The 25,318-nt window shown below is 51.0% G+C and carries 26 protein-coding genes and 7 tRNA genes; 1 reads left to right on the top strand and 32 read right to left on the bottom strand.

Going from position 1 to position 25,318, the window contains the following annotated elements:
* Positions 1-1,560 (top strand): threonine ammonia-lyase, biosynthetic, encoded by a 1,560-nt coding sequence (gene ilvA / locus EHW56_RS13785; RefSeq protein WP_152800020.1) that lies wholly within the window; start codon positions 1-3, stop codon positions 1,558-1,560.
* Positions 1,561-1,598: 38 nt separating this feature from the next.
* Here ilvA and EHW56_RS13780 read toward each other — a convergent pair whose 3' ends face one another.
* The 32 genes from EHW56_RS13780 to rpmH form a co-directional block, all read right to left on the bottom strand.
* A complete protein-coding gene (locus EHW56_RS13780) occupies positions 1,599-1,970 on the bottom strand; it encodes a helix-turn-helix transcriptional regulator (RefSeq protein ID WP_046074868.1) in 372 nt (123 codons plus the stop codon).
* Between the two features lie 186 nt (positions 1,971-2,156).
* Positions 2,157-2,528, bottom strand: coding sequence for a helix-turn-helix transcriptional regulator (locus EHW56_RS13775; protein WP_021022741.1), 372 nt, complete (start codon positions 2,526-2,528; stop codon positions 2,157-2,159).
* Positions 2,529-2,807: 279 nt separating this feature from the next.
* Positions 2,808-4,646 carry a glutamine--fructose-6-phosphate transaminase (isomerizing) gene (gene glmS / locus EHW56_RS13770; RefSeq protein ID WP_046074867.1) on the bottom strand — a complete coding sequence of 613 codons (1,839 nt, stop codon included), beginning with the start codon at positions 4,644-4,646 and terminating at the stop codon, positions 2,808-2,810.
* A gap of 21 nt (positions 4,647-4,667) precedes the next feature.
* A complete protein-coding gene (locus EHW56_RS13765) occupies positions 4,668-5,432 on the bottom strand; it encodes a DeoR/GlpR family DNA-binding transcription regulator (RefSeq protein ID WP_046074866.1) in 765 nt (254 codons plus the stop codon).
* A 155-nt stretch (positions 5,433-5,587) separates the two neighbouring features.
* Positions 5,588-5,672, bottom strand: a tRNA-Leu gene (locus EHW56_RS13760).
* A 45-nt stretch (positions 5,673-5,717) separates the two neighbouring features.
* Positions 5,718-5,804 (bottom strand) — tRNA-Leu (locus tag EHW56_RS13755).
* 41 nt (positions 5,805-5,845) lie between these two features.
* Positions 5,846-5,922 (bottom strand) — tRNA-Met (locus EHW56_RS13750).
* A 9-nt stretch (positions 5,923-5,931) separates the two neighbouring features.
* Positions 5,932-6,006: transfer RNA gene (locus EHW56_RS13745), tRNA-Gln, on the bottom strand.
* 35 nt (positions 6,007-6,041) lie between these two features.
* A tRNA-Leu gene (locus EHW56_RS13740) sits at positions 6,042-6,126 on the bottom strand.
* A gap of 42 nt (positions 6,127-6,168) precedes the next feature.
* Positions 6,169-6,245: transfer RNA gene (locus tag EHW56_RS13735), tRNA-Arg, on the bottom strand.
* A 2-nt stretch (positions 6,246-6,247) separates the two neighbouring features.
* A tRNA-Gln gene (locus tag EHW56_RS13730) sits at positions 6,248-6,322 on the bottom strand.
* Positions 6,323-6,440: 118 nt separating this feature from the next.
* Positions 6,441-7,799 (bottom strand): bifunctional UDP-N-acetylglucosamine diphosphorylase/glucosamine-1-phosphate N-acetyltransferase GlmU, encoded by a 1,359-nt coding sequence (glmU, locus tag EHW56_RS13725; RefSeq protein ID WP_152800022.1) that lies wholly within the window; start codon positions 7,797-7,799, stop codon positions 6,441-6,443.
* A 153-nt stretch (positions 7,800-7,952) separates the two neighbouring features.
* Positions 7,953-8,375: a F0F1 ATP synthase subunit epsilon gene (locus tag EHW56_RS13720; RefSeq protein WP_046074864.1), complete on the bottom strand. Its 423-nt coding sequence runs from the start codon at positions 8,373-8,375 to the stop codon at positions 7,953-7,955.
* A gap of 19 nt (positions 8,376-8,394) precedes the next feature.
* Complete coding sequence (gene atpD / locus EHW56_RS13715) at positions 8,395-9,798, bottom strand: F0F1 ATP synthase subunit beta (protein WP_046074863.1); 1,404 nt, start codon at positions 9,796-9,798, stop codon at positions 8,395-8,397.
* Between the two features lie 36 nt (positions 9,799-9,834).
* Positions 9,835-10,701 carry a F0F1 ATP synthase subunit gamma gene (gene atpG, locus EHW56_RS13710; RefSeq protein WP_077458596.1) on the bottom strand — a complete coding sequence of 289 codons (867 nt, stop codon included), beginning with the start codon at positions 10,699-10,701 and terminating at the stop codon, positions 9,835-9,837.
* Positions 10,702-10,747: 46 nt separating this feature from the next.
* Positions 10,748-12,289 carry a F0F1 ATP synthase subunit alpha gene (gene atpA, locus EHW56_RS13705; RefSeq protein ID WP_152800024.1) on the bottom strand — a complete coding sequence of 514 codons (1,542 nt, stop codon included), beginning with the start codon at positions 12,287-12,289 and terminating at the stop codon, positions 10,748-10,750.
* 16 nt (positions 12,290-12,305) lie between these two features.
* Positions 12,306-12,839, bottom strand: coding sequence for a F0F1 ATP synthase subunit delta (atpH, locus tag EHW56_RS13700; RefSeq protein WP_046074860.1), 534 nt, complete (start codon positions 12,837-12,839; stop codon positions 12,306-12,308).
* Between the two features lie 15 nt (positions 12,840-12,854).
* Positions 12,855-13,325 carry a F0F1 ATP synthase subunit B gene (gene atpF, locus EHW56_RS13695; RefSeq protein WP_046074859.1) on the bottom strand — a complete coding sequence of 157 codons (471 nt, stop codon included), beginning with the start codon at positions 13,323-13,325 and terminating at the stop codon, positions 12,855-12,857.
* 52 nt (positions 13,326-13,377) lie between these two features.
* Positions 13,378-13,629: a F0F1 ATP synthase subunit C gene (atpE, locus tag EHW56_RS13690; RefSeq protein WP_025672872.1), complete on the bottom strand. Its 252-nt coding sequence runs from the start codon at positions 13,627-13,629 to the stop codon at positions 13,378-13,380.
* A 70-nt stretch (positions 13,630-13,699) separates the two neighbouring features.
* Positions 13,700-14,488 carry a F0F1 ATP synthase subunit A gene (gene atpB / locus EHW56_RS13685; RefSeq protein WP_077607318.1) on the bottom strand — a complete coding sequence of 263 codons (789 nt, stop codon included), beginning with the start codon at positions 14,486-14,488 and terminating at the stop codon, positions 13,700-13,702.
* 8 nt (positions 14,489-14,496) lie between these two features.
* Positions 14,497-14,886 (bottom strand): F0F1 ATP synthase subunit I, encoded by a 390-nt coding sequence (locus EHW56_RS13680; protein ID WP_046074857.1) that lies wholly within the window; start codon positions 14,884-14,886, stop codon positions 14,497-14,499.
* 180 nt (positions 14,887-15,066) lie between these two features.
* On the bottom strand, positions 15,067-15,957 hold the full coding sequence (locus EHW56_RS13675; RefSeq protein ID WP_152800027.1) for a ParB/RepB/Spo0J family partition protein: 891 nt from the start codon (positions 15,955-15,957) through the stop codon (positions 15,067-15,069).
* A gap of 8 nt (positions 15,958-15,965) precedes the next feature.
* Entirely contained in the window at positions 15,966-16,763 is a 798-nt protein-coding gene (locus EHW56_RS13670) for a ParA family protein (protein ID WP_046074855.1), read from the bottom strand.
* Between the two features lie 13 nt (positions 16,764-16,776).
* A complete protein-coding gene (gene rsmG / locus EHW56_RS13665; RefSeq protein WP_077579391.1) occupies positions 16,777-17,403 on the bottom strand; it encodes a 16S rRNA (guanine(527)-N(7))-methyltransferase RsmG in 627 nt (208 codons plus the stop codon).
* The gene (gene mnmG / locus EHW56_RS13660; protein WP_152800029.1) at positions 17,404-19,293 is read right to left on the bottom strand and encodes a tRNA uridine-5-carboxymethylaminomethyl(34) synthesis enzyme MnmG; all 1,890 of its coding nucleotides are present in this window, start codon (positions 19,291-19,293) and stop codon (positions 17,404-17,406) included.
* 393 nt (positions 19,294-19,686) lie between these two features.
* Positions 19,687-20,139, bottom strand: a complete 453-nt coding sequence (mioC, locus tag EHW56_RS13655; protein WP_046074853.1) for an FMN-binding protein MioC — start codon at positions 20,137-20,139, stop codon at positions 19,687-19,689.
* Between the two features lie 66 nt (positions 20,140-20,205).
* A complete protein-coding gene (locus tag EHW56_RS13650; protein ID WP_052708062.1) occupies positions 20,206-21,306 on the bottom strand; it encodes a GGDEF domain-containing protein in 1,101 nt (366 codons plus the stop codon).
* Positions 21,307-21,456: 150 nt separating this feature from the next.
* On the bottom strand, positions 21,457-22,821 hold the full coding sequence (gene mnmE / locus EHW56_RS13645; RefSeq protein WP_152797083.1) for a tRNA uridine-5-carboxymethylaminomethyl(34) synthesis GTPase MnmE: 1,365 nt from the start codon (positions 22,819-22,821) through the stop codon (positions 21,457-21,459).
* A gap of 99 nt (positions 22,822-22,920) precedes the next feature.
* Positions 22,921-24,534: a membrane protein insertase YidC gene (yidC, locus tag EHW56_RS13640; protein ID WP_152797085.1), complete on the bottom strand. Its 1,614-nt coding sequence runs from the start codon at positions 24,532-24,534 to the stop codon at positions 22,921-22,923.
* 2 nt (positions 24,535-24,536) lie between these two features.
* The gene (gene yidD, locus EHW56_RS13635) at positions 24,537-24,797 is read right to left on the bottom strand and encodes a membrane protein insertion efficiency factor YidD (protein WP_077456636.1); all 261 of its coding nucleotides are present in this window, start codon (positions 24,795-24,797) and stop codon (positions 24,537-24,539) included.
* A complete protein-coding gene (gene rnpA, locus EHW56_RS13630; RefSeq protein WP_046074850.1) occupies positions 24,749-25,120 on the bottom strand; it encodes a ribonuclease P protein component in 372 nt (123 codons plus the stop codon). The genes yidD and rnpA overlap by 49 nt, the downstream gene beginning before the upstream one ends.
* 13 nt (positions 25,121-25,133) lie before the next feature.
* Complete coding sequence (gene rpmH, locus EHW56_RS13625) at positions 25,134-25,268, bottom strand: 50S ribosomal protein L34 (protein ID WP_025672864.1); 135 nt, start codon at positions 25,266-25,268, stop codon at positions 25,134-25,136.
* Between the last annotated feature and the right edge of the window lie 50 nt (positions 25,269-25,318).

The following is a 25,318-nucleotide window of genomic DNA, read 5'->3' as shown; positions in this document are numbered from 1 at the left end:
ATGCAACAGGCGCAACCCTCAACTGCACAACCGATGGACGGTGCTGATTACCTTAGGGATATCTTGCGCGCGCCTGTTTATGAAGTGGCGATTACCTCGCCTCTTCAAACCATGAAGCGCTTATCTGAGCGCTTCAATAATCAGGTACAGCTCAAGCGTGAAGATCGCCAACCCGTCCACTCGTTTAAATTACGCGGCGCGCATAACATGATGGCACAGCTCACCGAGGCGCAAAAAAAAGCCGGTGTGATTGCGGCATCGGCGGGTAACCATGCACAAGGCGTTGCCTTATCAGGTAGCCGTCTTGGGGTGAAGGCGACCATCGTCATGCCCCGTACAACGCCAGCCATCAAGGTCGACGCGGTACGCGGCTTTGGCGGCCATGTGGTACTGCACGGCAATAATTTCGATGAGGCCAAAGGCATGGCACAACAGCTCGCCGACGAACATGGCTACACCTTTGTGCCACCTTTTGATCATCCCCAAGTGATTGCCGGACAAGGCACTATTGGCTTGGAGCTTGTGCAACAAAATGGTCACCTCGATTATATTTTTCTGCCCGTTGGAGGCGGGGGCATCGCTGCGGGTGTGGCCGTCCTTATCAAACAACTGATGCCCAACATTAAAGTTATCGGGGTAGAAGCGGAGGACTCCGCCTGTCTGCGTGCGGCGTTAGATGCTGGCTTCCCCGTGACCCTTGATCGCGTAGGCACCTTTGCCGACGGTGTAGCAGTGAAACGTATCGGCGATGAGTCTTTCCGGCTTTGTCAGCAGTACTTAGATGACAGCATCACCGTATCGAGTGATGCTATCTGTGCCGCGGTGCAAGACATCTTTGAGGACACGCGGGCTATCTCCGAGCCCTCTGGCGCCTTGGCATTAGCCGGCCTGAAGCAATACGTGGAAAAACACCAACTCAAAGATAAACAGCTTGCGACCGTGTTGTCTGGTGCCAATACCAATTTCCATTCGCTGCGCTACGTCTCTGAGCGCGCGGAACTGGGTGAGAAACGTGAAGGCTTACTGGCTGTCACCATCCCAGAGCAAACCGGCGCCTTTTTCAATTTTTGTCAGATATTGGGCGATCGCGCCGTCACCGAATTCAATTATCGGTATGGCGATGATCATCTCGCCAATATCTTCGTCGGTGTCAGGTTACTTGGCGGGCAAGAAGAGTTGGACAATATCTTGCGCGATTTGCGCCAAGCCGGCTATCCGGTCAAAGATTTGTCCGATGATGAAATGGCTAAGGTGCATGTGCGCTATATGATTGGTGGTCGACCATTGGCCAACCTCAGTGAACGGCTTTACAGTTTTGAGTTTCCTGAATACCCGGGAGCATTGCTGCACTTTTTACAAACCTTGGGCACCCATTGGAACATTAGCCTGTTCAATTATCGTAACCATGGGTCTGACTACGGTCGCGTACTGTGCGGCTTTGAAATTGGCGACAAAGACTTGCTCGCCTTTACTGCCCATTTGCGTGAGCTCGGGTATGGCTGGAAAGATGAGACATCGAACCCGGCTTACCGTTTTTTCCTGTCAAAAACCACCGATTAACCCATAACAAAAAGCCCGACATTAATGTCGGGCTTGGTTTATTCGTCTGGCGGCTCTGGGGCCAATGTGACCACATATTCGGCGATCGATAGGGCGTTATCCATCACCGTCTGTCGTGCCATTTGCGGGAGCTGACTCAGCAAGCTCGTCAATGCGGCTAAATCATCACGGTGAGAGAACGCAATGTCTCGCTCGTCCGTTTCGCCATGCACGAACCAATTAAAGGGACGGCCGGTAATATCGGCAATCATGACCAGCGCGAGGATTTTCGGATCCGTCTTCCCCGACTCCATATCCAAATAGGTCTGGCGCGCGACATTCAAACGCTTCGCCATGTCTACTTGGGTTATTTTACTAAATTCCCGTGCTTCACGGATCCGTTGCGCCATGCGCGCGGTCGAAATCACCATGGTTCATGCCTCATTTCTGCTACCCGAGCTGTATTAAACACAGCCCGTCACAACACCAACCCTGCATTATGCATGGCTCGGCAGGCGTATCATGGTGGCGCACACCGATAGTGTGACACTACGCTTTTGATGCCTACCTCAGTAAGCAAGCACTTACCCGCATATCTAGTCGAGCAGGCAGTACTTTTATGCGCGCTGGGCCGCTTTAGAATAGTTCACCAAGAACGAAGCCATGTTCACGCTTTGGTTTAAGATCGCAGTACGGGCTTCGTGCGGTAAGCGAGAGAAATGCTCAAGCAGGCGATTCACGTCTTGCTTATACTGAACATCGTGCATTTCGACATCTTCGTCACCGTAGACAAACCATACCAATGGGCGCTCAGTCAGCTCAGCAATGTTGGACAACATACGAACACGCGGCTCTGTCTTGCCATTTTCGATATCCAAGTAGGTTTGGCGGGCCACATTAAGCAACTTAGCCATTTTTACTTGGGTGATGCCTTTCCACTCACGCGCTTCTTTGATGCGTTTTGCTACTTGGGTTTTAGAGTCAATCATTGCTTCCTCTCTATAACTGGTCGATGTTAGTCGTTATACCCTGAGTATGCACAATGTAGGCCAAGTTATTAGGCACTTATAAAGATCAAAAATATCAATCAGTTAAAACACAGAATGACGTTCTGTTTAATTTTCCAGACGCCATGCCTGAGATTAAATGCAAAATGATTTGCATTTTGCAACAAAACCTATGCAGATCGCATTTTTGTAGAAAGAGGACAGTAATTGATAAAAGATCAACCACGCTCCTGGTCAGAGCGTGGTGATTATTGGGCAGGATTACTCAACCGTCACCGCTTTGGCGAGGTTTCGGGGCTGGTCAACGTCAGTGCCCTTGATTAAGGCTACATGATAAGACAATTGCTGCATCGGCACCGTGTAGAACACGGGGGCGATAATCTCATCAGCATGCGGCATCGCGATAATATTCATTCCCTCCTCGGGTGTGAACCCCGCATCTTGGTCGGCAAACACATAGAGCTGGCCACCGCGGGCACGCACTTCTTCAATGTTTGATTTCAGCTTTTCCAGCAGCTCGTTATTGGGGGCAATCACAATCACTGGCATATCCGCATCAATCAGCGCCAATGGGCCATGTTTAAGCTCACCCGCCGCATAGGCTTCCGCATGAATGTACGAGATCTCTTTTAGCTTGAGCGCGGCTTCAACGGCAATCGGGTAATATTCACCACGTCCCAAAAATAGCGCATGATGCTTGTCGGCAAAGTCTTGGGCAAGTTGCTCAATCGCCTTATCAAAGGTCAGCGCCTGCTCGATACTCGAAGGCAGGTGATGCAAGGCATCGACAATCTCACGTTCTTTATCACGACCAATCGACCCTTGCATTTTGCCCAGCGCGGTGACCAGCATCAGCAGCGCAGACAGCTGGGTGGTAAAAGCCTTTGTCGATGCCACGCCTATTTCTGTCCCTGCTCTAGTCATAAAGGCGAGATCCGACTCTCGTACCAATGAGGAGCCCGCAACGTTACAAATCGCCATAGTCGCCATATAACCACGCTCCTTGGCTAAGCGCAGCGCCGCCAGCGTATCGGCCGTTTCGCCAGACTGTGACAAGGTGATCAGCACGCTATTTGGACGAGTGACAAACTGGCGATAGCGAAACTCCGAGGCAATCTCCACATCACAACTGACCCCTGCCAGCGACTCAAACCAATATCGCGCCACCATGCCCGCATTATACGAGGTGCCACAAGCGATAATTTGAATGTGCTGCGCTTTGGCGAGGATATCACTGGCCCCATTGCCAATTGCCTCGACAATCACATGATCGCTGCCCAAGCGGCCTTCCATGGTATTGGTGAGTGCCGTTGGCTGCTCATAAATCTCTTTTTGCATATAGTGGCGATATTGGCCTTTATCCGCCGCATCGTATTGAGCACTGGCTTCATGCACCTCACGTTCCACCGGTGTGCCTTCTTGATTATAAATGGTCACCTCGCGGCGAGAGATATCGGCCACATCGCCTTCTTCGAGATAGATGAAACGACGCGTGACATTGAGCAGCGCCAACTGATCAGAGGCGAGAAAGTTTTCGCCAATCCCCAAACCAATCACTAATGGGCTTCCCGAACGCGCAGCAATCAAGCGCTCAGGCTGAGTTTTATCCATCACCACAGTACCGTAAGCGCCCTCGAGCTGGGTGACTGTACGTTGGAATGCTTCAAGTAAATCAGAGGTTTGCTTAAGCTCCCAATCAACCAAATGCGCAATCACTTCAGTATCGGTTTGTGAGTGGAATTGATAGCCTCGCGCTTGCAGCTGTTCACGCAGCGTTTGGTGGTTTTCAATAATGCCATTGTGTACCACTGCAATCGTCTCGCCAGACATATGTGGGTGGGCATTCACTTCACTGGGCTCGCCATGGGTGGCCCAACGTGTGTGTGCGATACCGGTACCACCGGTAGGATTCGTCTCGGTCACCGCATCTGACAACGCGGCCACTTTACCAAGACGACGCACACGTGTGAGCTGCCCGGTTGCTGAATCAGTGATCGCGACCCCGGCCGAGTCATAACCGCGATACTCAAGGCGACGCAACCCCTCTACTAAAATCTCGGCGACATCACGCTGCGCGACCGCCCCTACAATTCCACACATAGTCTTTCCTTACTGGTCTTATTACTGGTCAGCACAGATCACATCTATGCCGGTTTGTTCTATGGCGTGTTTAAGATCATCGTCAAGCGAACTGTCGGTGATCAGGGTATCGATGCTTGACCACGCAAGCTCTAGATTGGGGATCCGACGGCCAATTTTTTCCGACTCAATCATCACCACCACTTCTCGTGCGACCTCCGCCATCACCCGCGTCAGGCCCGTCATTTCGTTAAAGGTCGTGGTACCCCGTGCCACATCAATGCCATCGGCACCGACAAAAAGCTGATCAAAGTCGTACGCTCGCAAGGTTTGTTCGGCCACTTGGCCTTGAAACGATTCAGAATGGGTGTCCCAGGTCCCCCCAGTCATCAATAGCGTTGGCTCATGTTCCAGTTCACGTATCGCGTTGGCGACCTGTAGCGAGTTGGTCATAACCACAAGACCACGCTTCTTATTCAGTAAAGGGATCAAAGCGGCCGTGGTGGTACCACTGTCGACCACAATCCGGTTATGGTCACGAATGCGCGCAGCGGCCGCATCGGCAATACTTTGCTTTTGTTTCGATACCTTGACCGCGTGCTCCGACACCATTTCTTGTGGCACGGGGACTGCACCGCCATAACGGCGCAGTAACAAGCCATTCTTCTCAAGCTCCGCCAAGTCTTTACGGATCGTCACTTCTGAGGTTTCAAAGCGTTGCGAGAGCGCATCAACACTCACTTGGCCTTGCTCGGTCAATAAACTGACGATGGTATGGCGACGTTGTTGGGTATTTCGTTTCGACATATAACAACCAAAGTTTCGATTCGAAACTTATGGTAGAGCAAACAAAACAAAGATCAAGATAACGCGGCTAAAAGTGTGGCAAAACAAAGAAGAGGAGGGTTCAGCGTAGGGCAATAACGAAAAAAGCCCACCAGCAAATGCTGATGGGCTTGATATGGTGCGGAAGGAGAGACTTGAACTCTCACACCTTGCGGCGCCAGAACCTAAATCTGGTGCGTCTACCAATTCCGCCACTTCCGCAAATTTGTATGATAGATCGGCGGGCGGGCCGAGTATCAATTGTCTTGGTGCGGGGGGAGGGACTTGAACCCTCACGTCCTTTCGGACACTAGCACCTGAAGCTAGCGCGTCTACCAATTCCGCCACCGCCGCAAATCGGTGCGATTTACTGCGTTAGCAACAAATCGGAATAATGGTGGCTACGACGGGATTCGAACCTGTGACCCCATCATTATGAGTGATGTGCTCTAACCAACTGAGCTACGTAGCCAACCTAAAGTGGCTGGGGTACCAGGATTCGAACCTGGGAATGACGAGATCAAAACCCGTTGCCTTACCGCTTGGCGATACCCCAATTTTCATGCCGCTAAATGCCACATGTTTAAATAATGGTGCGGAAGGAGAGACTTGAACTCTCACACCTTGCGGCGCCAGAACCTAAATCTGGTGCGTCTACCAATTCCGCCACTTCCGCATTCCAAGTTGTTCATCTGACTTCATGGTAGCTGAAGAAAGATGGCGCGTCCGGGAGGATTCGAACCTCCGACCGCCTGGTTCGTAGCCAGGTACTCTATCCAGCTGAGCTACGGACGCGTTGGCTGGGGTACCAGGATTCGAACCTGGGAATGACGAGATCAAAACCCGTTGCCTTACCGCTTGGCGATACCCCAACTGAGGCGCGCATAATAGGCTGGTTTTTATCGGGAGTCAATACCTGATTTTACCAACCGCACAACTTTTCGCCTTTCAAGCTAAAAAGCCGCCTGTGCGCGCTCAACCATCAGTATTCTACTTTTTTTTCGGCCGTTGCCAAGCCTCAATTGTCCTTGGTTTAGCACGAGTGATGATAAGTTGACCATCGGCGACATCTTTGCTGATGGTGCTGCCAGCCCCAACGGTCACCCCTTCGCCGATCACCACAGGTGCCACCAGCTGAGAGTCCGAACCAATAAAGGCGTTATCTTTAATCACGGTTTTATGTTTATTGGCACCATCGTAATTACAGGTGATCACGCCGGCACCAATGTTCACGCCGCGGCCAACATCGGTATCACCCAGGTAAGTCAGATGATTGGCTTTCGAGCCTTCGCCTAAGCGAGACTTTTTCATCTCCACAAAGTTGCCCACGTGGGCATCGCGCGCCATCTCGGCGCCCGGACGCAGCCGTGTGAACGGACCAACGGTACAATCCTCACCGACGCTAGCCCCTTCTATCACGCTATACGGACGTACCAATGTATTATCATCAACCTCACAATCAATCAGTACGCTCCCGGCCCCGATGGTCACGTTATCCCCTAAGGTGACATTGCCTTCGATGATCACGTTAGCGTCGATGGTGACATCCTGCCCGCATTGCAGCTGGCCACGCAAGTCAAAACGCGCAGGGTCTTTGAGCATCACACCACTGAGTAATAGCTGTTCAGCCTGCATTTTTTGGTATTCGCGCTCAAGGCGAGAAAGCTGCAGGCGGTTATTCACCCCTTCCACTTCCACCGCATTCACAGGGTGAACCGCTTGAATCGAGCGGCCTTGTTGATGTGCCAGGGCAATCACATCAGTGAGATAAAACTCGCCTTGTGCATTGTGGTTATCAAGTTGCGATAACCAATGCCGCAAGTCACGTCCGGTGGCCACCAGCACACCGGTATTGATTTCAGTGATGGCAAGCTGGCTGTCAGTCGCGTCTTTTTGCTCAACAATCGCCACCACTTCCCCGTTTTCACGGACAATACGGCCGTAGCCAGTCGGATCGTCCTGATGCACAGTTAATAGACCAATTCCACCTTCAGGCTGCCCTTCGAGCAAACGCGAGAGGGTTTGCTCTGAAATCAAAGGGACATCGCCGTAGAGCACCAATACTTGCTCATCATCCGCGAAGTGCGGCGCCGCTTGTTGCACGGCATGACCGGTGCCCAATTGATCCGCTTGCAAGCACCAGTTCACCGGTGAGTGCGCTAAAACGCGCTGCATAGTGTCGCCACCATGGCCATAAACCAAATGGATTTGCGAAGCGCCGAGGCCGTGACAAGTGTCAATAACGTGCTCAACCATAGGCTTACCCGCCAAGGTATGAAGCACCTTAGGGGTTTGTGAATACATACGCGTGCCCTTACCGGCCGCGAGAATAACTGCACTGTATTGCATAGTCTTTCCGTGATAAAAGAGGCTTGTCTATTAAGTTGCCCTTAGTGTAACGCGTTTTAGCTTTCACGCGAATCACAGCCTGCAAGGTGGCCTTTGCAGGCAATAAAAAAGCGACGCCGAAGCGTCGCTTTTATTCTCACCGTAAGTGCCTGATTAACGCTTGTGCTTGGTCAGCTCGATCACTCGAAGCTTCGCAATCGCCTTAGCCAGGTCACTGGCCGCTTGAGCAAAGTCGACGTCTTTATGCTGATTGTGGATTTTATCCTCAGCGCGGCGCTTCGCTTCTTCCGCCTTAGCTTGGTCCAGTTCTTCACCACGAATTGCGGTGTCAGCCAGCACAGTCACTGTGCCAGGCTGCACTTCAAGCGTGCCACCAGAAAGATAAATAATCTCTTCGCTACCGCCTTGTTTGACGATGCGAACCATGCCAGGCGTGATAGCGGTCAGCAGCGGTGTGTGTCCTGCGTGAATACCCAGTTCACCTTCGCTACCGGTCACCTGAATATGCTCAGCACGACCAGAGAACAATTGTCGCTCTGCACTGACCACATCCAGATGGAAGGTTATCGCTGCCATATCGCCTCCTACTCAAGCCTTACAGGTTTTTCGCTTTTTCGAGCACTTCTTCGATGCTACCGCAGTACAGGAATGCCTGCTCTGGGATGTCATCGTACTCACCACTGAGCAGGCCTTTGAAGCTTGCAATGGTATCTTTTAGCGAAACATAAACACCTGGCTGGCCGGTGAAGACTTCGGCGACGTGGTAAGGCTGCGTCAAGAAACGCTCAATCTTACGTGCACGTGCAACCGTTAGCTTATCTTCTTCAGACAGCTCATCCATACCTAGGATAGCAATGATGTCTTTCAGCTCTTTATAGCGCTGAAGGACAGACTGCACGCCACGAGCCACGTCATAATGGTCTTGACCAACCACCAATGGGTCCAACATACGTGAGGTTGAATCCAGTGGGTCAATCGCCGGGTACATACCCATCGACGCGATGTTACGCGACAATACAACCGTTGCATCCAAGTGGGCAAAGGTGGTGGCGGGTGACGGGTCAGTCAAGTCATCCGCAGGAACGTAAACCGCCTGTACCGAGGTGATAGAACCGGTACGGGTTGAGGTAATACGCTCTTGCAGCACACCCATCTCTTCAGCCAGTGTTGGCTGGTAACCTACTGCCGATGGCATACGACCCAACAGGGCAGATACTTCGGTACCGGCAAGGGTGTAACGATAGATGTTATCGATGAACAGCAGTACATCACGACCATCATCACGGAATTTTTCCGCCATGGTTAGGCCAGTCAGTGCGACACGCAGGCGGTTACCTGGTGGCTCGTTCATCTGACCATAGACCATGGCCACTTTTGACTCTTCGGGATTCTCAATGTTTACAACACCGGCTTCCTGCATTTCGTAGTAGAAGTCGTTACCCTCACGAGTACGCTCACCGACACCAGCGAATACAGACAGACCTGAGTGTTGCAGTGCGATGTTGTTGATAAGCTCCATCATGTTAACGGTCTTACCGACACCCGCACCGCCAAACAGACCGATTTTACCGCCTTTGGCAAACGGACAGATAAGGTCGATAACCTTAACGCCGGTTTCCAAAAGCTCGGTCGCGCTCGACTGATCTTCATAGCTTGGCGCTTCACGGTGGATAGAGTAACGCTCTTTCTCACCGAGATCGCCACGCTCATCAATCGCGTCACCCAAGACGTTGACGATACGCCCCAGCGTGGCTTCACCCACAGGGACTTCGATTGCTTTACCTGTATTTTCTACTTCGATTCCACGACGCAGACCATCAGATGAGCCCATTGCGATGGCACGGATAACGCCACCACCAAGCTGCTGCTGAACTTCCAGCACCAGACGCTCGCCTTCACGTTTCACATTCAACGCATCGTATACCTTAGGTACGGCGTCTTGTGGAAACTCTACGTCGACTACCGCACCGATGATCTGAACGATCTTACCTGTAGCCATCGTTATTCCTCTAAACTAGTTCGTTAACCCTTGCCTTTACACCGCGCTTGCGCCAGAAACAATTTCTGACAGCTCTTGGGTGATTGCAGCCTGACGGGCTTTGTTGTAAACCAATTGCAGATCATCAATCAGATTCCCCGCATTATCGGTCGCAGCTTTCATTGCCACCATACGTGCCGCTTGCTCACTGGCGAGGTTCTCTACCACACCTTGATACACTTGCGATTCGGCATAGCGAACCAACAAGGTATCGAGCAACGGCTTCGGCTCAGGTTCATAGATATAATCCCAAGCGTGGCTGCGCTGCATCTCCTCGTCGTCTGACTTTGGCAAAGGCAGCAATTGATCGATCACTGGGGTCTGTACCATGGTATTTTCAAATTTGTTGAAAACCAGGTACAAGCGGTCCAGCTCACCTTCATCATATTTTTTCAGCATCACCCCAACGGTACCGATGAGGTCTTCCAGTACTGGGGTGTCACCCAGACCAGCAGTTTGTGCCACTACATTGCCGCCATAACTGTTAAAGAAAGCGGTGGCTTTCGCCCCAATCAGTGCCATATCGATTTCGGCACCTTTTTGGCTCCAACTTTCCATATCGTTGATGACACTTTTGAACAAGTTAATGTTCAAGCCACCACACAGTCCGCGGTCAGTAGAAATGATGATGTAACCAACGCGCTTGGCTTCCCGCTCTTCCAAATAGGGATGGCGGTACTCCAAGTTACCCAGTGCAAGATGACCGATCACTTTGCGCATAGTGACAGCGTATGGACGTGACGACTCCATGGCTTCTTGCGTTTTACGCATTTTGGAGGCTGCCACCATTTCCATCGCTTTAGTGATCTTCTGTGTGTTTTTCACACTTCCGATCTTATTACGAATCTCTTTTGCGCCGGCCATAGTTACTCTCCATTAGTGGGCGACCACCGAAGTGGTCACCTACGTGTTACCAAGTCTGGGTCGCTTTGAAGTCATCCAACAGCTTTTTCAGCTGTGCTTCAACGTCATCGTTGTAAGCACCAGACTCTTCAATTTGAGCAGCCAGGTCAGCGTACTGGCTCTTCGCAAAGGCCAGTAGGGAACGTTCAAAGTCACCGATCTTGTTCAGCTCAACGTCTTCCAAGTAGCCTTTCTCAGCCGCAAAGATCACCAACGCCTGCTCAAACACAGACATAGGTGCGTATTGCATCTGCTTCATCAGCTCGGTCACTTTCTGACCGTGATCCAATTGCTTCTTGGTCGCGTCATCCAGATCAGAAGAGAACTGCGCAAACGCGGCAAGCTCACGATACTGTGCTAGAGCTGTACGAATACCGCCTGACAGTTTTTTCATGATCTTGGTTTGTGCAGAGCCACCCACACGCGACACCGAAATACCTGGGTCAACCGCCGGGCGGATACCTGCGTTAAACAGCTCGGTTTGCAGGAAGATCTGACCGTCGGTGATCGAGATAACGTTAGTCGGTACGAATGCCGACACGTCACCGGCTTGCGTTTCAATGATAGGCAGGGCGGTCAACGAACCGGTTTTGCCTTTCACTTCACCTTTAGTGAACTCTTCGACATAGTGAGCGTTAACACGTGCCGCACGCTCAAGTAGGCGCGAGTGCAAGTAGAAAACATCACCTGGGAAGGCTTCACGACCTGGTGGACGACGCAGCAATAGCGAGATCTGACGGTAAGCAACGGCTTGCTTAGACAAATCATCGTAGACAATCAGTGCATCTTCACCGCGGTCACGGAAGTACTCACCCATTGCACAACCCGCGTAAGGCGCGAGGTACTGCAATGCTGCGGCTTCAGACGCTGATGCCACCACCACGATGGTGTTTTTCAGTGCGTCATGCTCTTCTAATTTGCGCACCACGTTAGCAATGGTCGAGGCTTTTTGGCCGATCGCAACGTAGATAGAGTAAATACCAGAATCTTTCTGGTTGATGATCGCATCGATAGCCAGTGCGGTTTTACCAGTTTGACGGTCACCGATGATCAGCTCACGCTGGCCTCGGCCGATAGGGATCATCGAGTCAACCGCTTTATAGCCGGTTTGCACTGGCTGATCAACGGATTGACGTGCGATAACACCTGGGGCGATCACTTCGACTGGCGATGTGGTTTTTGCCTCAATAGGGCCTTTACCATCAATCGGCTCACCCAGGGTGTTTACCACGCGGCCCAATAGTTCAGGACCAGTGGGTACTTCAAGGATACGGCCTGTGCCGGTCACCTTCATGCCTTCTTGCAGGTCCGAGTAAGGACCCATCACAACCGCACCCACTGAGTCACGCTCAAGGTTCAATGCAAGTGCATAGCGGTTGCCAGGCAGTTCAATCATTTCACCTTGCATCGCATCAGCAAGGCCGTGAATGCGAATGATACCGTCGCTGACTGACACGATGGTACCTTCGTTGCGCGCTTCACTCACAACGTCGAATTTCTCGATGCGTTGTTTGATCAAATCGCTAATTTCCGTGGAATTAAGTTGCATGCTCCAATTCCCCAAATCAAGACTGCAATGCATCGCTCAGGCGGCGCATACGGCCACTTACTGAGTTATCGATGACCAAGTCTCCAGCTCGAATAATAACCCCGGCAACCAGGGTTTCGTCTACACTACAGTTCAGCTTTACTTTGCGCTCAAGACGCGCGGCGAGCTTGTCACTGATGGCTTGTTGTTGCTCTTCGGAAAGAGCCGTCGCTGAAATCACTTGAACTTCAACTTCTTTTTCCAGTTCCAAACGCATCGCTAGGAACTGCTCACAAACCTCAGGAAGAGCTTTTAAGCGCTTGTTTTCAGCCATCACCTTAATCAGGTTTTGACCAAAATCATTGAGCTGATCACCGCCAACTGTGATGAACATCTCTGCCAATGTGTCAGCAGAGAAAGAGGCATCCAACATATGTTGAACACGTTCATCACGGGCAATCTCAGCAGTAAAGGCGAGCATTTCAGCCCATTGAGCTAACTCGCCTTTTTCTACCGCAAAATCAAAGGCTGCTTTCGCGTAGGGGCGAGCGAGTGTTGTCAGTTCAGACATTGCTGCCCCTCCTTGTTACAGTTCTGCAGTGATTTTATCGAGAAGATCTTTATGAGCATTCTCGTCAATAGAGCGCTCAATAATTTTCTCGGCACCAATAACAGCGAGCGATGCAACTTGCTTACGCAGCTCATCGCGAGCACGGTTACGCTCGGCTTCTAGCTCGGCTTTACCCTGATTGAGGATATTGTCGCGCTCAGCAGCCGCTTCTGCACGTGCCTCATCGAGGATTTGTGCTTTGCGCTTATTGGCCTGCTCGATAATGTCAGTTGCGTTGCGCTTCGCTTCTTTCAATTGATCAGAAGCATTCGCCTGGGCCAAATCCAGGTCTTTGGCGGCGCGATCAGCCGCCGCGAGACCGTCAGCGATTTTTTTCTGACGTTCTTCAATCGCTTGCATCAATGGTGGCCATACATATTTCATGCAGAACCACACAAAGATAGTGAACGCGATTGCCTGGCCTAGCAGAGTTGCGTTGATATTCACAACGGCGCCTCCTTAATCATAAGCTAAAGGGTCTGTTCAGCTATTAGCCAGTTTACAGTTGACCTACGAATGGGTTCGCGAACGTGAACAGCAGTGCGATTACGATACCGATCATTGGAACCGCATCAAGAAGACCCGCGATGATGAACATCTTAACTTGCAGCATAGGAGCCATCTCAGGTTGACGTGCTGCACCTTCAAGGAATTTACCACCCAGCAGGGCGAAACCAATCGCAGTACCAAGGGAAGCAAGACCTACAATGATGCCCACGGCAATTGCAGAAAAGCTCAATAAAGTTTCCATCACTATCTCCAGTTTTCGTTGTCGGCTTTGAGCCAATAATGACTAACAAATTGCTTTCTAAAAAATGTCATCAATGATCTGAGTCTTCGTGTGCCTGCGAGAGATACACGATGGTCAACATCATAAAGACAAAGGCTTGAATCGTAATGACTAGAATGTGGAATATTGCCCACGGCACAGAGCCCAGCCATTGCGCCCACCACGGCAACAACGCCGCGATAAGAATAAATACCACCTCACCGGCAAACATGTTACCGAACAGACGCATCCCGAGTGAAATAGGCTTCGCCAGCAGCGAAACTATCTCCAACAGGAGGTTGAACGGAATCATGATAGGGTGATTGAACGGGTGTAGCGCCAGCTCTTTGGCAAAGCCACCCACACCTTTAATCTTGATGCTGTAGAAAATCATCAAGAAGAACACGCCCAGCGCCATCGCAAGGGTGATATTTACGTCTGCAGTTGGCACCACTTTCAAGTAAGGAATGCCTAACCAGTGTTCCGCCGGATACGGTAGAAAATCGATAGGGATTAAGTCCATCGTATTCATCAAGAATATCCAGACGAAGATAGTCAGGGCCAAAGGTGCGATCAGTGGATTTCGTCCATGGAAGGTTTCGCGGACGTTGTCATCAACGAACTCAACCAAGATCTCAACGAAGCACTGAAACTTACCCGGGACACCTGTCGATGCTTTCTTTGCCACCGATCGGAAAAGGCCTAGGAAGACAATACCGATGAGGACAGAGAAAAACAGGCTATCAATGTGAACCGCCCAAAACCCCTCACCGCTTGACAAGTGTGTCAGGTGGTGAGTGATATAGCCAGACGGTGTAAGCGCATCACCTGACGCAGCCATAACTCATCCTATTTGTTGTTGTTAATGAATAAAACTGGCGCGAGGATATTAACCCCTAGTGCCAGCAAATAGGCCAGTTTGAGGGGAAGCAATTCCACCTCGACATACAGGTAAGCAAGGACAAACAAGACGACAGTCAGTGAAATTTTCAACACTTCACCGCTAAAGAAGGACGCAACTACGAATTTCGCAGCTCTTGCCCCACTAAAAAGGAAAGCACACGCCGCAAAGGCAGCATTGGCAACCACAAAGATGCCTCCACCGATCAGCGCGGATTTTCCCCAGTCGACATTGATAGCAAGTGCCATCACGATTGCCGTTGCTAATACGACGCCAGCTTGCAAAAGCACCAATTTTGTCGCGATTTCACGACCCGGCCGCGCGAGCGTCGATACCATGTATTTGTTCCTCGATTCCGTTCCACTTAGCACTGTTGCCGTGCTGGGAAAACAGCAAAAATTATACGTTTCGCCCCAACTAATGCAATCGCATCGATGTAAAAAAGCGGGGAAAATTTTACAACAGAGTAACCTGATCACAGTAAGCGCTTTTATGTAACAAAAAGCGAATGGCATAGGTCACATTTCTTCGTCGAAAATTGCAAGAATTTGCGCTAATTTTTCGGATTCTTCAAAATTAATCACCAATTTCCCACTGCCGTTTTTCTGTTGTGTTAATGCGACGCTGGCCCCTAATTTGTCCCCTAAACGCTGCTGGAGCGCTTCAACCTCAGGTGACGATTTAGGCTTTTCCGTCTCAACAGGCGGCGAAAGCATCTTTTTTACTAGTTTTTCTATCTGGCGAACCGTCATCTTTTTATTGACGGCGGTCAGCGCCGCATCGATTTGTGCGTCGCCTTCGAGCGCCAGCAGGGCACGTGCGTGACCCATCTCGAGTTGTTTGTTAAGCAGCAATTGCCGCACACCGGACTCCAATCCATTTAACCTAAGTAGATTACTAATGGTGGCCCGAGATTTACCGAGTGACTCCGCCAACTGTTGGTGAGTCAGTTCAAATTCGTCAACTAAGCGCGCGAGTGCCTGAGCTTCTTCCATCGCATTCAGGTTCTCGCGCTGGATATTCTCAATCAAGGCGACCGCACTGGCGACCTTATCGCTCATCTCGCGCACCAAGCAGGGGACATTGTTAAGCCCTGCTTGCTTAGCGGCACGCCAGCGACGCTCACCGGCAATGATCTCATAGCGCCCGGCAGCCACTTGACGGACAACCAAAGGCTGAATAATACCTTGCGCGCGGATGGACTCGGTTAACTCTTCCAGTGCCTCCTCAGCCATATCTTGACGTGGCTGATACTGACCTGGCTCCAACGCAGTAACGGGCAACTGCTGTAATTCGCTGTTACTCGTATTGGTGGACTCAGGGGAAGCTTGGGTGGATGACTGTGCATGTGCACTGGTCGCCAACAAGGCATCCAGGCCCTTTCCAAGACCGCGTTTCGCTGAATTCATTGTTTTCCTCAGGCATTGACAGCGTCTGGCGAGGAGCGTGCTTGCTCTTCGCGACGCAGGATTTCACCCGCAAGGGCGAGGTAGGCTTTGGCACCGCTCGATAATTTGTCGTAGTACATGGCGGGTCGGCCATGACTTGGCGCTTCCGCAAGCCGCACGTTGCGAGGAATCACGGTACGATACACCTTATCACCGAAGTGTTTTTTGATCTGATCCGATACTTCGGTCGCTAATCGGTTACGCGGATCGTACATGGTGCGCAGCACCCCTTCCACGTGAAGCTCAGCATTGACCACACTGGCCAGCTTGCTGATGGTATCCATCAAGGCCGTTAATCCCTCCAGGGCAAAGTACTCACACTGCATGGGAACCAACACAGAGTTGGCAGCGGTCATTGCGTTAATAGTCAGCAAGTTGAGCGAAGGTGGGCAATCAATAAAAATATAATCATAGCGATCCACCACCGGCTCAAGCATGGTGCGCAGGCGAACTTCGCGAGCGAATACTTCCATCAGCTTAATTTCAGCGGCGGTCACGTCGCCATTGGCGGCAATCAGGTGATAGCTGCCTGCCGTGTCTTCCACCACGACTTGCTCAAACGGTGTGTCTTCAATTAAGAGGTCGTAGGCAGTGGCATGCACATCGTATTTATCCACCCCACTGGCCATGGTCGCGTTGCCCTGTGGGTCTAAATCAATCAGTAGCACTTTGCGATTGGTGGCAGCCAGTGACGCTGCAAGGTTGACACTGGTGGTGGTTTTCCCCACGCCGCCTTTCTGGTTTGCTACCGCGATAACTTTACCCACGTGCTCTCGACCTCTATTCGTTACTCTTTGCTCTCAAGATTACTAGATGACGCGCCCCTTCCAATCCCGGTACCTTCAAAGCTTTGATATCGGTCACAGAACAAGCAGCAGGCAAGGCATCCAGCTCCTGCTGGTCCACTTGCCCTTTCAGCGCGTAAAATTGTCCCTCAGCATGAGGAAGATGTTGGCACCAGCTCACCATGTCGTTCATGGAAGCAAACGCCCGGCTCAAGACGCCATCAAAGCCATTATCGGGGATAAAGTCCTCGACGCGGCTTTGTACCGGCGTGACATTGTCTATTTCTAGTTCGTGCAACACTTGGCGAATGAAGCGGATCCGTTTCCCTAAACTGTCTAGTAAGGTGAAGTGTTTATCCGGATTCGCAATAGCCAGAGGAATACCTGGTAATCCTGGACCTGTCCCCACATCGATAAAATGATCGCCGTCAAGATGGGGGGAAACAACCAAACTATCAAGAATATGTTTCACCACCATGTCTTCAGGACGACGGACAGATGTCAGGTTGTACGCCTTGTTCCATTTATCCAACAGGCGCACATAGGCAAGGAGCTGAGCCTGTTGTTGTGCAGACAAAACCAGGCCTGCTTTGGCAAGCCCTTGTTGTAGTTGTGATTCCATTTATGCCCCTTTCTTCAACATGCCTTGTTTTTTCAAGTGCACAAGCAAAATGGAGATGGCAGCGGGTGTCACACCAGAAATTCGAGACGCTTTGCCCACGGTTTCCGGGCGTGCATCGGCAAGCTTCCCTTTCACCTCATTGGACAAGCCTTTAATTTGCTCATAATCGAGGTCTGTTGGCAGTGTCGTATGTTCATGACGCTGCGACTTGGCGATTTCATCCTGCTGACGGTCGATGTAACCGGCATATTTCACTTGGATCTCCACTTGCTCACTGGCTTGCGTGTCTTGATGGGCCGGCCCAAAGGTCGGTAACGCCACAATATCTTGATAACGCAGCTCGGGACGACGCAGCAAATCTTCGCCATTGGCTTCACGTGCTAAGGGGGTTTTCAGCATGGCGTTAAGCGCAGTAACATCGTCCGAATGTGGATGGATCCAAGTCCCACGCAGGCGCTGACGCTCTTGCTCCATGTTTTCCATTTTCTGATTAAAACGCGCCCAGCGAGCATCGTCGACCAAACCAAGCTCGCGCCCTTTTTCGGTTAAGCGCATATCAGCATTGTCTTCGCGCAATAGTAATCGATACTCGGCACGAGAGGTAAACATGCGGTAAGGCTCTTGGGTGCCCATGGTGGAGAGATCGTCGATCAACACGCCCATATAGGCTTGATCGCGACGTGGGCTCCAGCCTTCTTTGCCTTGAGCTTGTAATGCCGCGTTACACCCAGCGAGCAAACCTTGCGCCCCGGCTTCTTCATAACCGGTGGTGCCGTTGATTTGTCCCGCAAAAAATAACCCGTCGATAAATTTGGTTTCTAGCGTTTGTTTGAGATCGCGAGGATCAAAGAAATCATACTCGATCGCATAGCCAGGGCGGATCACTTTGGCGTTTTCAAACCCTTTGATCGACTGGATAATGCCCATTTGCACATCAAACGGCAAGCTGGTGGAGATGCCATTCGGATACAACTCATTGCTGGTCAATCCTTCTGGTTCCACAAAGATTTGATGTTTGTCTTTGTCGGCAAACCGCATCACCTTGTCTTCAATCGACGGACAATAACGCGGCCCAATACCTTCAATCACGCCAGAATACATCGGACTACGAGAAAGGTTTTCGCGGATGACGTCGTGCGTTCTTTCATTGGTGTAGGTGATATAGCACGGGATTTGTTGCGGATGCTGCTGGACATTTCCCATGAATGAAAATACCGGGCAAGGGGTATCACCATGTTGGGTTTGCATCACTGAAAAATCGACCGAGCGTGCGTCAATGCGCGGAGGTGTGCCGGTTTTCAGTCGATCAACGCGAAACGGTAATGCACGTAAGCGATCCGCAAGTTTGTTTGACGGCGGATCACCGGCACGTCCACCGGCGTAATTATCCATACCGATATGGATTTTCCCACCCAAAAAGGTTCCGACCGTTAGCACAACCGTGGTCGCGCTGAACTTCAGCCCCATTTCTGTTTCTACGCCTGTAACACGATCCTGCTCGACGATCAGGTCGACCACCGCTTGTTGAAACAAAGAAAGGTTTGCCGTGTTCTCCAAGGTATGACGGATCGCCGCTTTGTAAAGTGCGCGATCAGCTTGAGCTCGTGTCGCGCGTACCGCCGGTCCTTTAGATGCATTCAGCGTTCTAAATTGGATCCCGCCTTTGTCGGTGGCTTGCGCCATGGCACCACCCAGGGCATCAATTTCTTTTACCAGGTGTCCTTTCCCGATCCCACCAATCGCGGGGTTACACGACATCTGTCCCAAGGTGTCGATATTATGGGTCAACAACAGTGTTCTTTGATTCATCCGGGCAGCAGCGAGTGCCGCTTCGGTACCAGCATGGCCACCACCCACAACGATGACGTCAAAGTGATCCTGGTAAAACATGATTAAAGCCTCAACCTGGTTAAGTGTTTGCGCATGAACTAAGCAAAAGGGGCGACATTCTAGCGCTTTTTCTGCCAACAGGGAACCAAACCTTGATCCGGATCGTTAGAGCGCATTGGCTTTATATATATAAGATCTTTATATAGATCCTTTGTTAGATCTACTATTAGGGAAAGGGATCTTAGTGGATAACTAAAAAAAGATCATAGAGATCAAGGATCTTGAAACGATCACTTTCTGTGGGTGGCCTTGGATCCGATCCTGTATCACCTGGGATCAAAATGGGTACTTATCCACATAGGGGGCAGGGGTTGAAAAGTATTAAATGGATAACTAAAGGAAGATCACTGGGTTATTCCTTAGTTATCCACAGTTAGGTTGGTTGTTTTTTGTTCACTTGAGCGCGTGAAGTTGTGGTTCCCAGTCTGTTAACCAGCGTTCGGCTTCATCTTCTGGGACCGGATGCGCTTGAATATCGATATCAATGCGCTCACCGACTTTGATTGCGCCCAAGTCTTGTAATAACGCATCTGCTTTCATGCCTGCTTCGCAAAACGTGTCGTAGCTCGAGTCCCCAATCCCGACCACGCCATAGTGAACGTCGCGTAGCATCGGGCGCTCGGTGATCAGTTGTTCCATTAAGGGAGCGATGCTGTCTGGAAAGTCCCCTGCGCCATGGGTTGACGTGACGATCAATAGGGTAGAGGCACCGAGCACATCATCAATGAGCCCCTCGTTGACCACTTGAGGGTGATGGCCTTTTGCTTGCAAGAGATCTGCGAGATGATCGCCGACATACTCAGCGCCACCTAGGGTACTGCCGGTAATAATAGTGATAGTTGCCATGCTTTCCTCATCGTTAAGGTATTCATCCCTAGTATTTCGACCTTACCTCAAGGAGTCAATCTCCGCTTAAACCGCTTGGCTAGCCGTCATCTGGCTAAGTTGACAGACACATTGGTTGCCGCCCGCTTGTTTCGCCTCCGTCATGGCTTGGCAGGCTTGGTCAATTAACTCGATCGCTTGACCGTTTCCGGAAAAGTGCTGAACGATGCCTATCGAGGCGGTGAATGCATGGGCGCCGCCATGAAAGGTAAAGGGGGTCTCTGCGATGGCGTGATAACATTTAACCGCCCATTTTGGGGCATCGGCGCAATCATTTTCTTTTAGCATGACTAAAAACTGATCGGCGTGAGTGCGGCTAAGTAGGGCATCGCGTGGTAGATGACGATGAAGTAGGCCGGCCAGGAACTGTAAGCTTTGATCACCAATAGAGTGGCCATGTTGCGTATTAAAATGCTGAAAATGATCAATATTAATGCAAAGGATTGCGATCGGCTTGTCGGTCGATGATTGGCACTCCGTGCTCAGTCGGCGATAAAACTGGGTTGCATTCCATGTTTGCGCTAGGGGCTCGCGCTGAATGTACTGCCGTGCCTGCCGGTTGAGGGTGTAGAGATCATGGAGATAAAAGTCCATTAAAATCACTGATAAGGCAATAAATATCAGGACAACGCTAAGGTAAATGGTTTTGCTGTTTAGGGTGGAAAGGTTCACCAAGGGGTCGGGTGTGGGTAATACCTGGATGGAAAACATTAAGCCGATGGCTGTCAGTGATAGCCCGTAACGCGCCAGACGCTCATTGGGGTCAAACAGCAATAAGACGATAGTGGGCGAGACCAGTAACAAGAGTTCGTTCTGGCTTTGTGCCGCAAACACCCAGTAAGACATGATGAACTGCTGGGCAAAAAACATGAAAAAAAGGTAGTACCGAGCGATATACCAGCGTCCTGACCACATCAACAGCCAGGTTGCCGCGTACAAAAAGGCGTAACTGACGTTGTGCCAAGCCGCGATCGGGGTTTGGAAAGCAAGCCAGTACATGGTGGAGAAAATGATCGTGCCAACCACGCAGATCACCGTGAGTAGATTGGTCATGCGGATCTGATGCCGCATCAGTTGATTATGTTCACTCAGGCCTATTGATAAGATCGGGTTAAAACTTGCCAGCATAGTACCTCCATCCACACCTCGTTAAAGCGTAGCTGATCATGGTGAAAACTACGTGGATAACTTACGATCGAATAATGAGGATAAAGGGGATCAGACGAGGTATTACAAGGGATCCTTAGTAGAAGGATCCCGTGATCAGGTTGGGGATAATTACTTCCCGATGCAGAATGAAGAGAAAATTTTCCCCAGCAAATCATCGGCACTGAACTCACCGGTGATGGTATTGAGGTGTTGCTGAGTGAGGCGTAATTCTTCTGCTAAAATCTCGCCGGCCATATAACCTTCTAGCTGCGCCTGACCGATGTCCAAGTGATGTGCGGCATTAGCAAGCGCGTCGAGGTGACGGCGACGCGCCATAAATCCGCCTTCACTGCCGCCGGCGTAGCCCATACAGGCTTTGAGGTGCTGACGTAATGCGTCCATGCCGTCGCCCGTTTTGGCACTTAAGCGGATGAGTGCGGGATCATGGTTACTATCGTGTCCCATTGGCTCGCCGGTCATATCGACTTTGTTGCGGATCACTGTCATGCCCATCGCTTTAGGTAAACGTGAAACAAAGTCTGGCCAAATTTCCGCAGGATGAGTGGCGTTGGTAGTGGTGCCATCGACCATAAACAAGACGCGATCGGCTTGCTCAATTTCATCCCATGCCCGCTCGACACCAATACGTTCGACCTCATCAGCGGTATCGCGTAGCCCTGCCGTATCAATAATGTGCAAAGGCATACCGTCAATATGAATGTGCTCACGCAAGACATCCCGAGTCGTACCGGCGATATCCGTGACAATCGCGCTATCTTTCCCTGATAAGGCATTCAATAAGCTTGATTTTCCGGCGTTGGGGCGGCCTGCGATCACCACTTTCATTCCCTCACGCATAATCGCCCCTTGGTTGGCTTCTTTGCGCAATGTGGCGAGGTGCTCGATAATCTGCGTGAGATCGCTGGCGACTTTGCCATCAGAGAGAAAGTCGATTTCTTCATCGGGAAAGTCAATTGCGGCTTCAACGTAAATACGCAGGTGAATCACTTTTTCCACCAGCGCATTCACCTGACTAGAGAAGGCCCCTTGCAGCGATTGCAAGGCCGAGCGGGCGGCCTGCTCGGAGCTGGCATCAATCAAGTCGGCAATGGCTTCAGCTTGGGCTAAATCCAGTTTGTCGTTTAAAAACGCGCGTTCGGAGAACTCTCCGGGTCGTGCGGCACGCACCCCAGAAAAGGCACTGATGCGCTGAATAAGCATGTCCATGATCACTGGGCCACCATGGCCTTGCAGTTCAAGCACATCCTCGCCTGTGAACGAATGAGGGCCTTTAAAGAATAAAGCAATGCCCTGATCGATAGGTTGACCCTCTTGGTCGAGAAAGGGCAAATAATCTGCACGACGAGGCGCCAGATCACGTCCCGTCATTTTTGTACCAATCTCATGGGCGAGCGGGCCAGACACGCGGACAATCCCTACGCCGCCGCGGCCAGTTGCAGTGGCTTGTGCCACGATAGTGTCGGTTTGAGCCATAGTGCACACTCTTTATTTGAATTACAGGCCTTTAGGCCATAAACGACAAAAAAGGCGACCACCGGGTCGCCTTTTTATTATTACGTGACGCGGCCTGAGTTACGAGCGTGAATGCAGGCCTTTTTTCTCCAACGACTTGTAAATCAGTGTCTGTTGGATAAGCGTGACCACGTTCGATACCAGCCAGTATAGAACCAGACCGGATGGGAAGAACAAGAAGAAGAACGTAAAGACCACAGGCATAAAGGTCATGATCTTCTGCTGCATCGGATCGGTGACCGTGGTGGGGCTCATCTTCTGAATCAAGAACATGGATGCACCCATCAACAGCGGCAGCACATAGTATGGGTCTTGTGCCGACAAGTCTTGAATCCAGCCAAAGAATGGCGCATGGCGCAATTCTACCGACTCCATCAGTGCCCAGTACAAGGCAATAAAGATCGGCATTTGCAGAACCAATGGCAGACAGCCGCCAAGCGGATTGACCTTCTCACGCTTATAGAGCTCCATCATCTCTTGGCTCATGCGTTGACGATCGTCACCGATACGCTCTTTCATTTCTTGCAGTTTAGGCTGCAGCATGCGCATTTTCGCCATCGAGGTGTACTGCGCTTTAGTGAGCGGGTACATGGCGCCACGCACGATGAAGGTTAGCATGATGATGGCCAGACCCCAGTTCCCCACAAAGGTTTGAATGGTGGAGAGCAACCAGTGCAGCGGTTTAGCGATAAACCATAGCCAGCCGTAGTCGACCACCAAATCCAGGCTTGGTGCCACCGCGGCCATTTGTTCTTGCAGTTTCGGACCGACCCATAAGGTTGCTGTCAGCGTCTTGCTGGTGCCAGCGGCAATGGTATCGCGGGTCTTGGTTTGGATATAACCGTATTGAGCCGTGGTACGGGTGCTCAGCACATTATTGTCCGCCCGTGGGATCCACGCGGTAGCAAAGTAGTGCTGGATCATCGCGGCCCAACCTTGGTCAAACGTCACGTTCAGGTTTTTGCTTTGCATATCATCAAAGCTGTACTTTTCGTAACGCTTGTCGTCGGTGGAGTAGGCGCCACCGCGATAAGTCGGCATGGTCAAACTGCCGCCATCGTCCAGCAAGTTTTGCTTAAGCTGGGTGTACATAGTGACACTGGCGTTGGCATCGGTTTGGTTGTTGATAGTGTGTTCAACATCCACCGCATAGCTACCACGCTCAAACACGAAGGTTTTGGTGTAGGTAATGCCATCTTTCTCAACCGTCATTGGCACCCGTAGGGTGTCTTGATCGTCCGAGAGCGAGAAGTTGTTTTGCGTCACCTGGTATTGTGCGCGTCCCTCTGCCGTATCGATGCCGTTGGCACCAATTAAGCCGCTTTGTGCCACAAAGGTATGATCAGGTTTGCTGTGCAACAGCGTGAAGGCGTTGTCAGAATCCAGCTCCGCATCATATTGCGGGAGCTCGGCGTGGACAACATCACCGCCTTGCGTATCAATTTTCAGTGTTAAAACGTCAGTGTTGATGGTGACAAGCTTGTCAGAGACAGGCTGTGCATCAAGAGACGTGGTATCACCGTCATTGCTGCTTGGCACGTCACTGTGAGTGGTTTGCTGCTGCTCAACGCCCTGTCCCTGCGGTTGCGGGGAGTCTGGTTTGTTCCATTCCATGTAAAGCATGAAAGAAACGAACAATAGGGCAATCAACAGGATATTGCGTTGGGAATCCATTGTTAATTGTCTCTGTTATGGTGGTCGCAAGGCGGCACAGGATCGTAACCGCCATCATTCAAAGGGTGGCATTTTAATAGACGTTTGCCTGCCAACCAACACCCTTTTATCACACCATGGGATTGAATCGCCATGATGGCGTAGTGAGAGCAGGTTGGTGTAAACCGGCATCGTGGTCCAATAAGTGGACTTATAACCAGTTGGTATCCCCGAATCAGCGCGATGAGCGCTTTTTGCGCGGCGGTCGCGACAAACGTTGCCATAACTTGTCCAATTCGTCTCGCAGCGCTTGATTGCTTAGGTTGTTAGCACTTTTTTTCGCGATCACCACAAAGTCTTTCGCCGGCAGTTGATGTTGACGTAAACGAAAGCTTTCGCGGACCACACGTTTAAAGCGGTTGCGATCAACAGCAAGTTTGATTTGCTTTTTCGGTACAGCTTGACCGAGACGTGGATGGCCGAGTGGGTTGTTTCTGGCGAGTATAGTTAAGTGCGGCGAACCGGCGCGATGCGGTTGCTGGAAGACGGCACTGAAATGTTCGGGAGTTAGCAGACGTAACTCCCGAGGATAAGCGAGCTTATTCACAAATCACTGCGGATTATTTAGAAAGCTGCTTGCGGCCTTTCGCACGGCGAGCGGCAATGACCTTACGGCCGTTCTTAGTCGCCATGCGCGCACGGAAACCGTGAGTGCGCTTACGCTTTAGAACTGAAGGTTGAAAAGTGCGTTTCATGGTTTCTACCTTTATTACTGATCAGTGTTAGGTTTGTTAACCCGACGTGG

The sequence above is a fragment of the Salinivibrio sp. VGrn1 genome (assembly GCF_009377995.1).
GTDB lineage: Bacteria > Pseudomonadota > Gammaproteobacteria > Enterobacterales > Vibrionaceae > Salinivibrio > Salinivibrio siamensis.
Note: the sequence above shows the minus strand (reverse complement) of the source record. Positions and strands in the feature narration are given on the sequence as shown.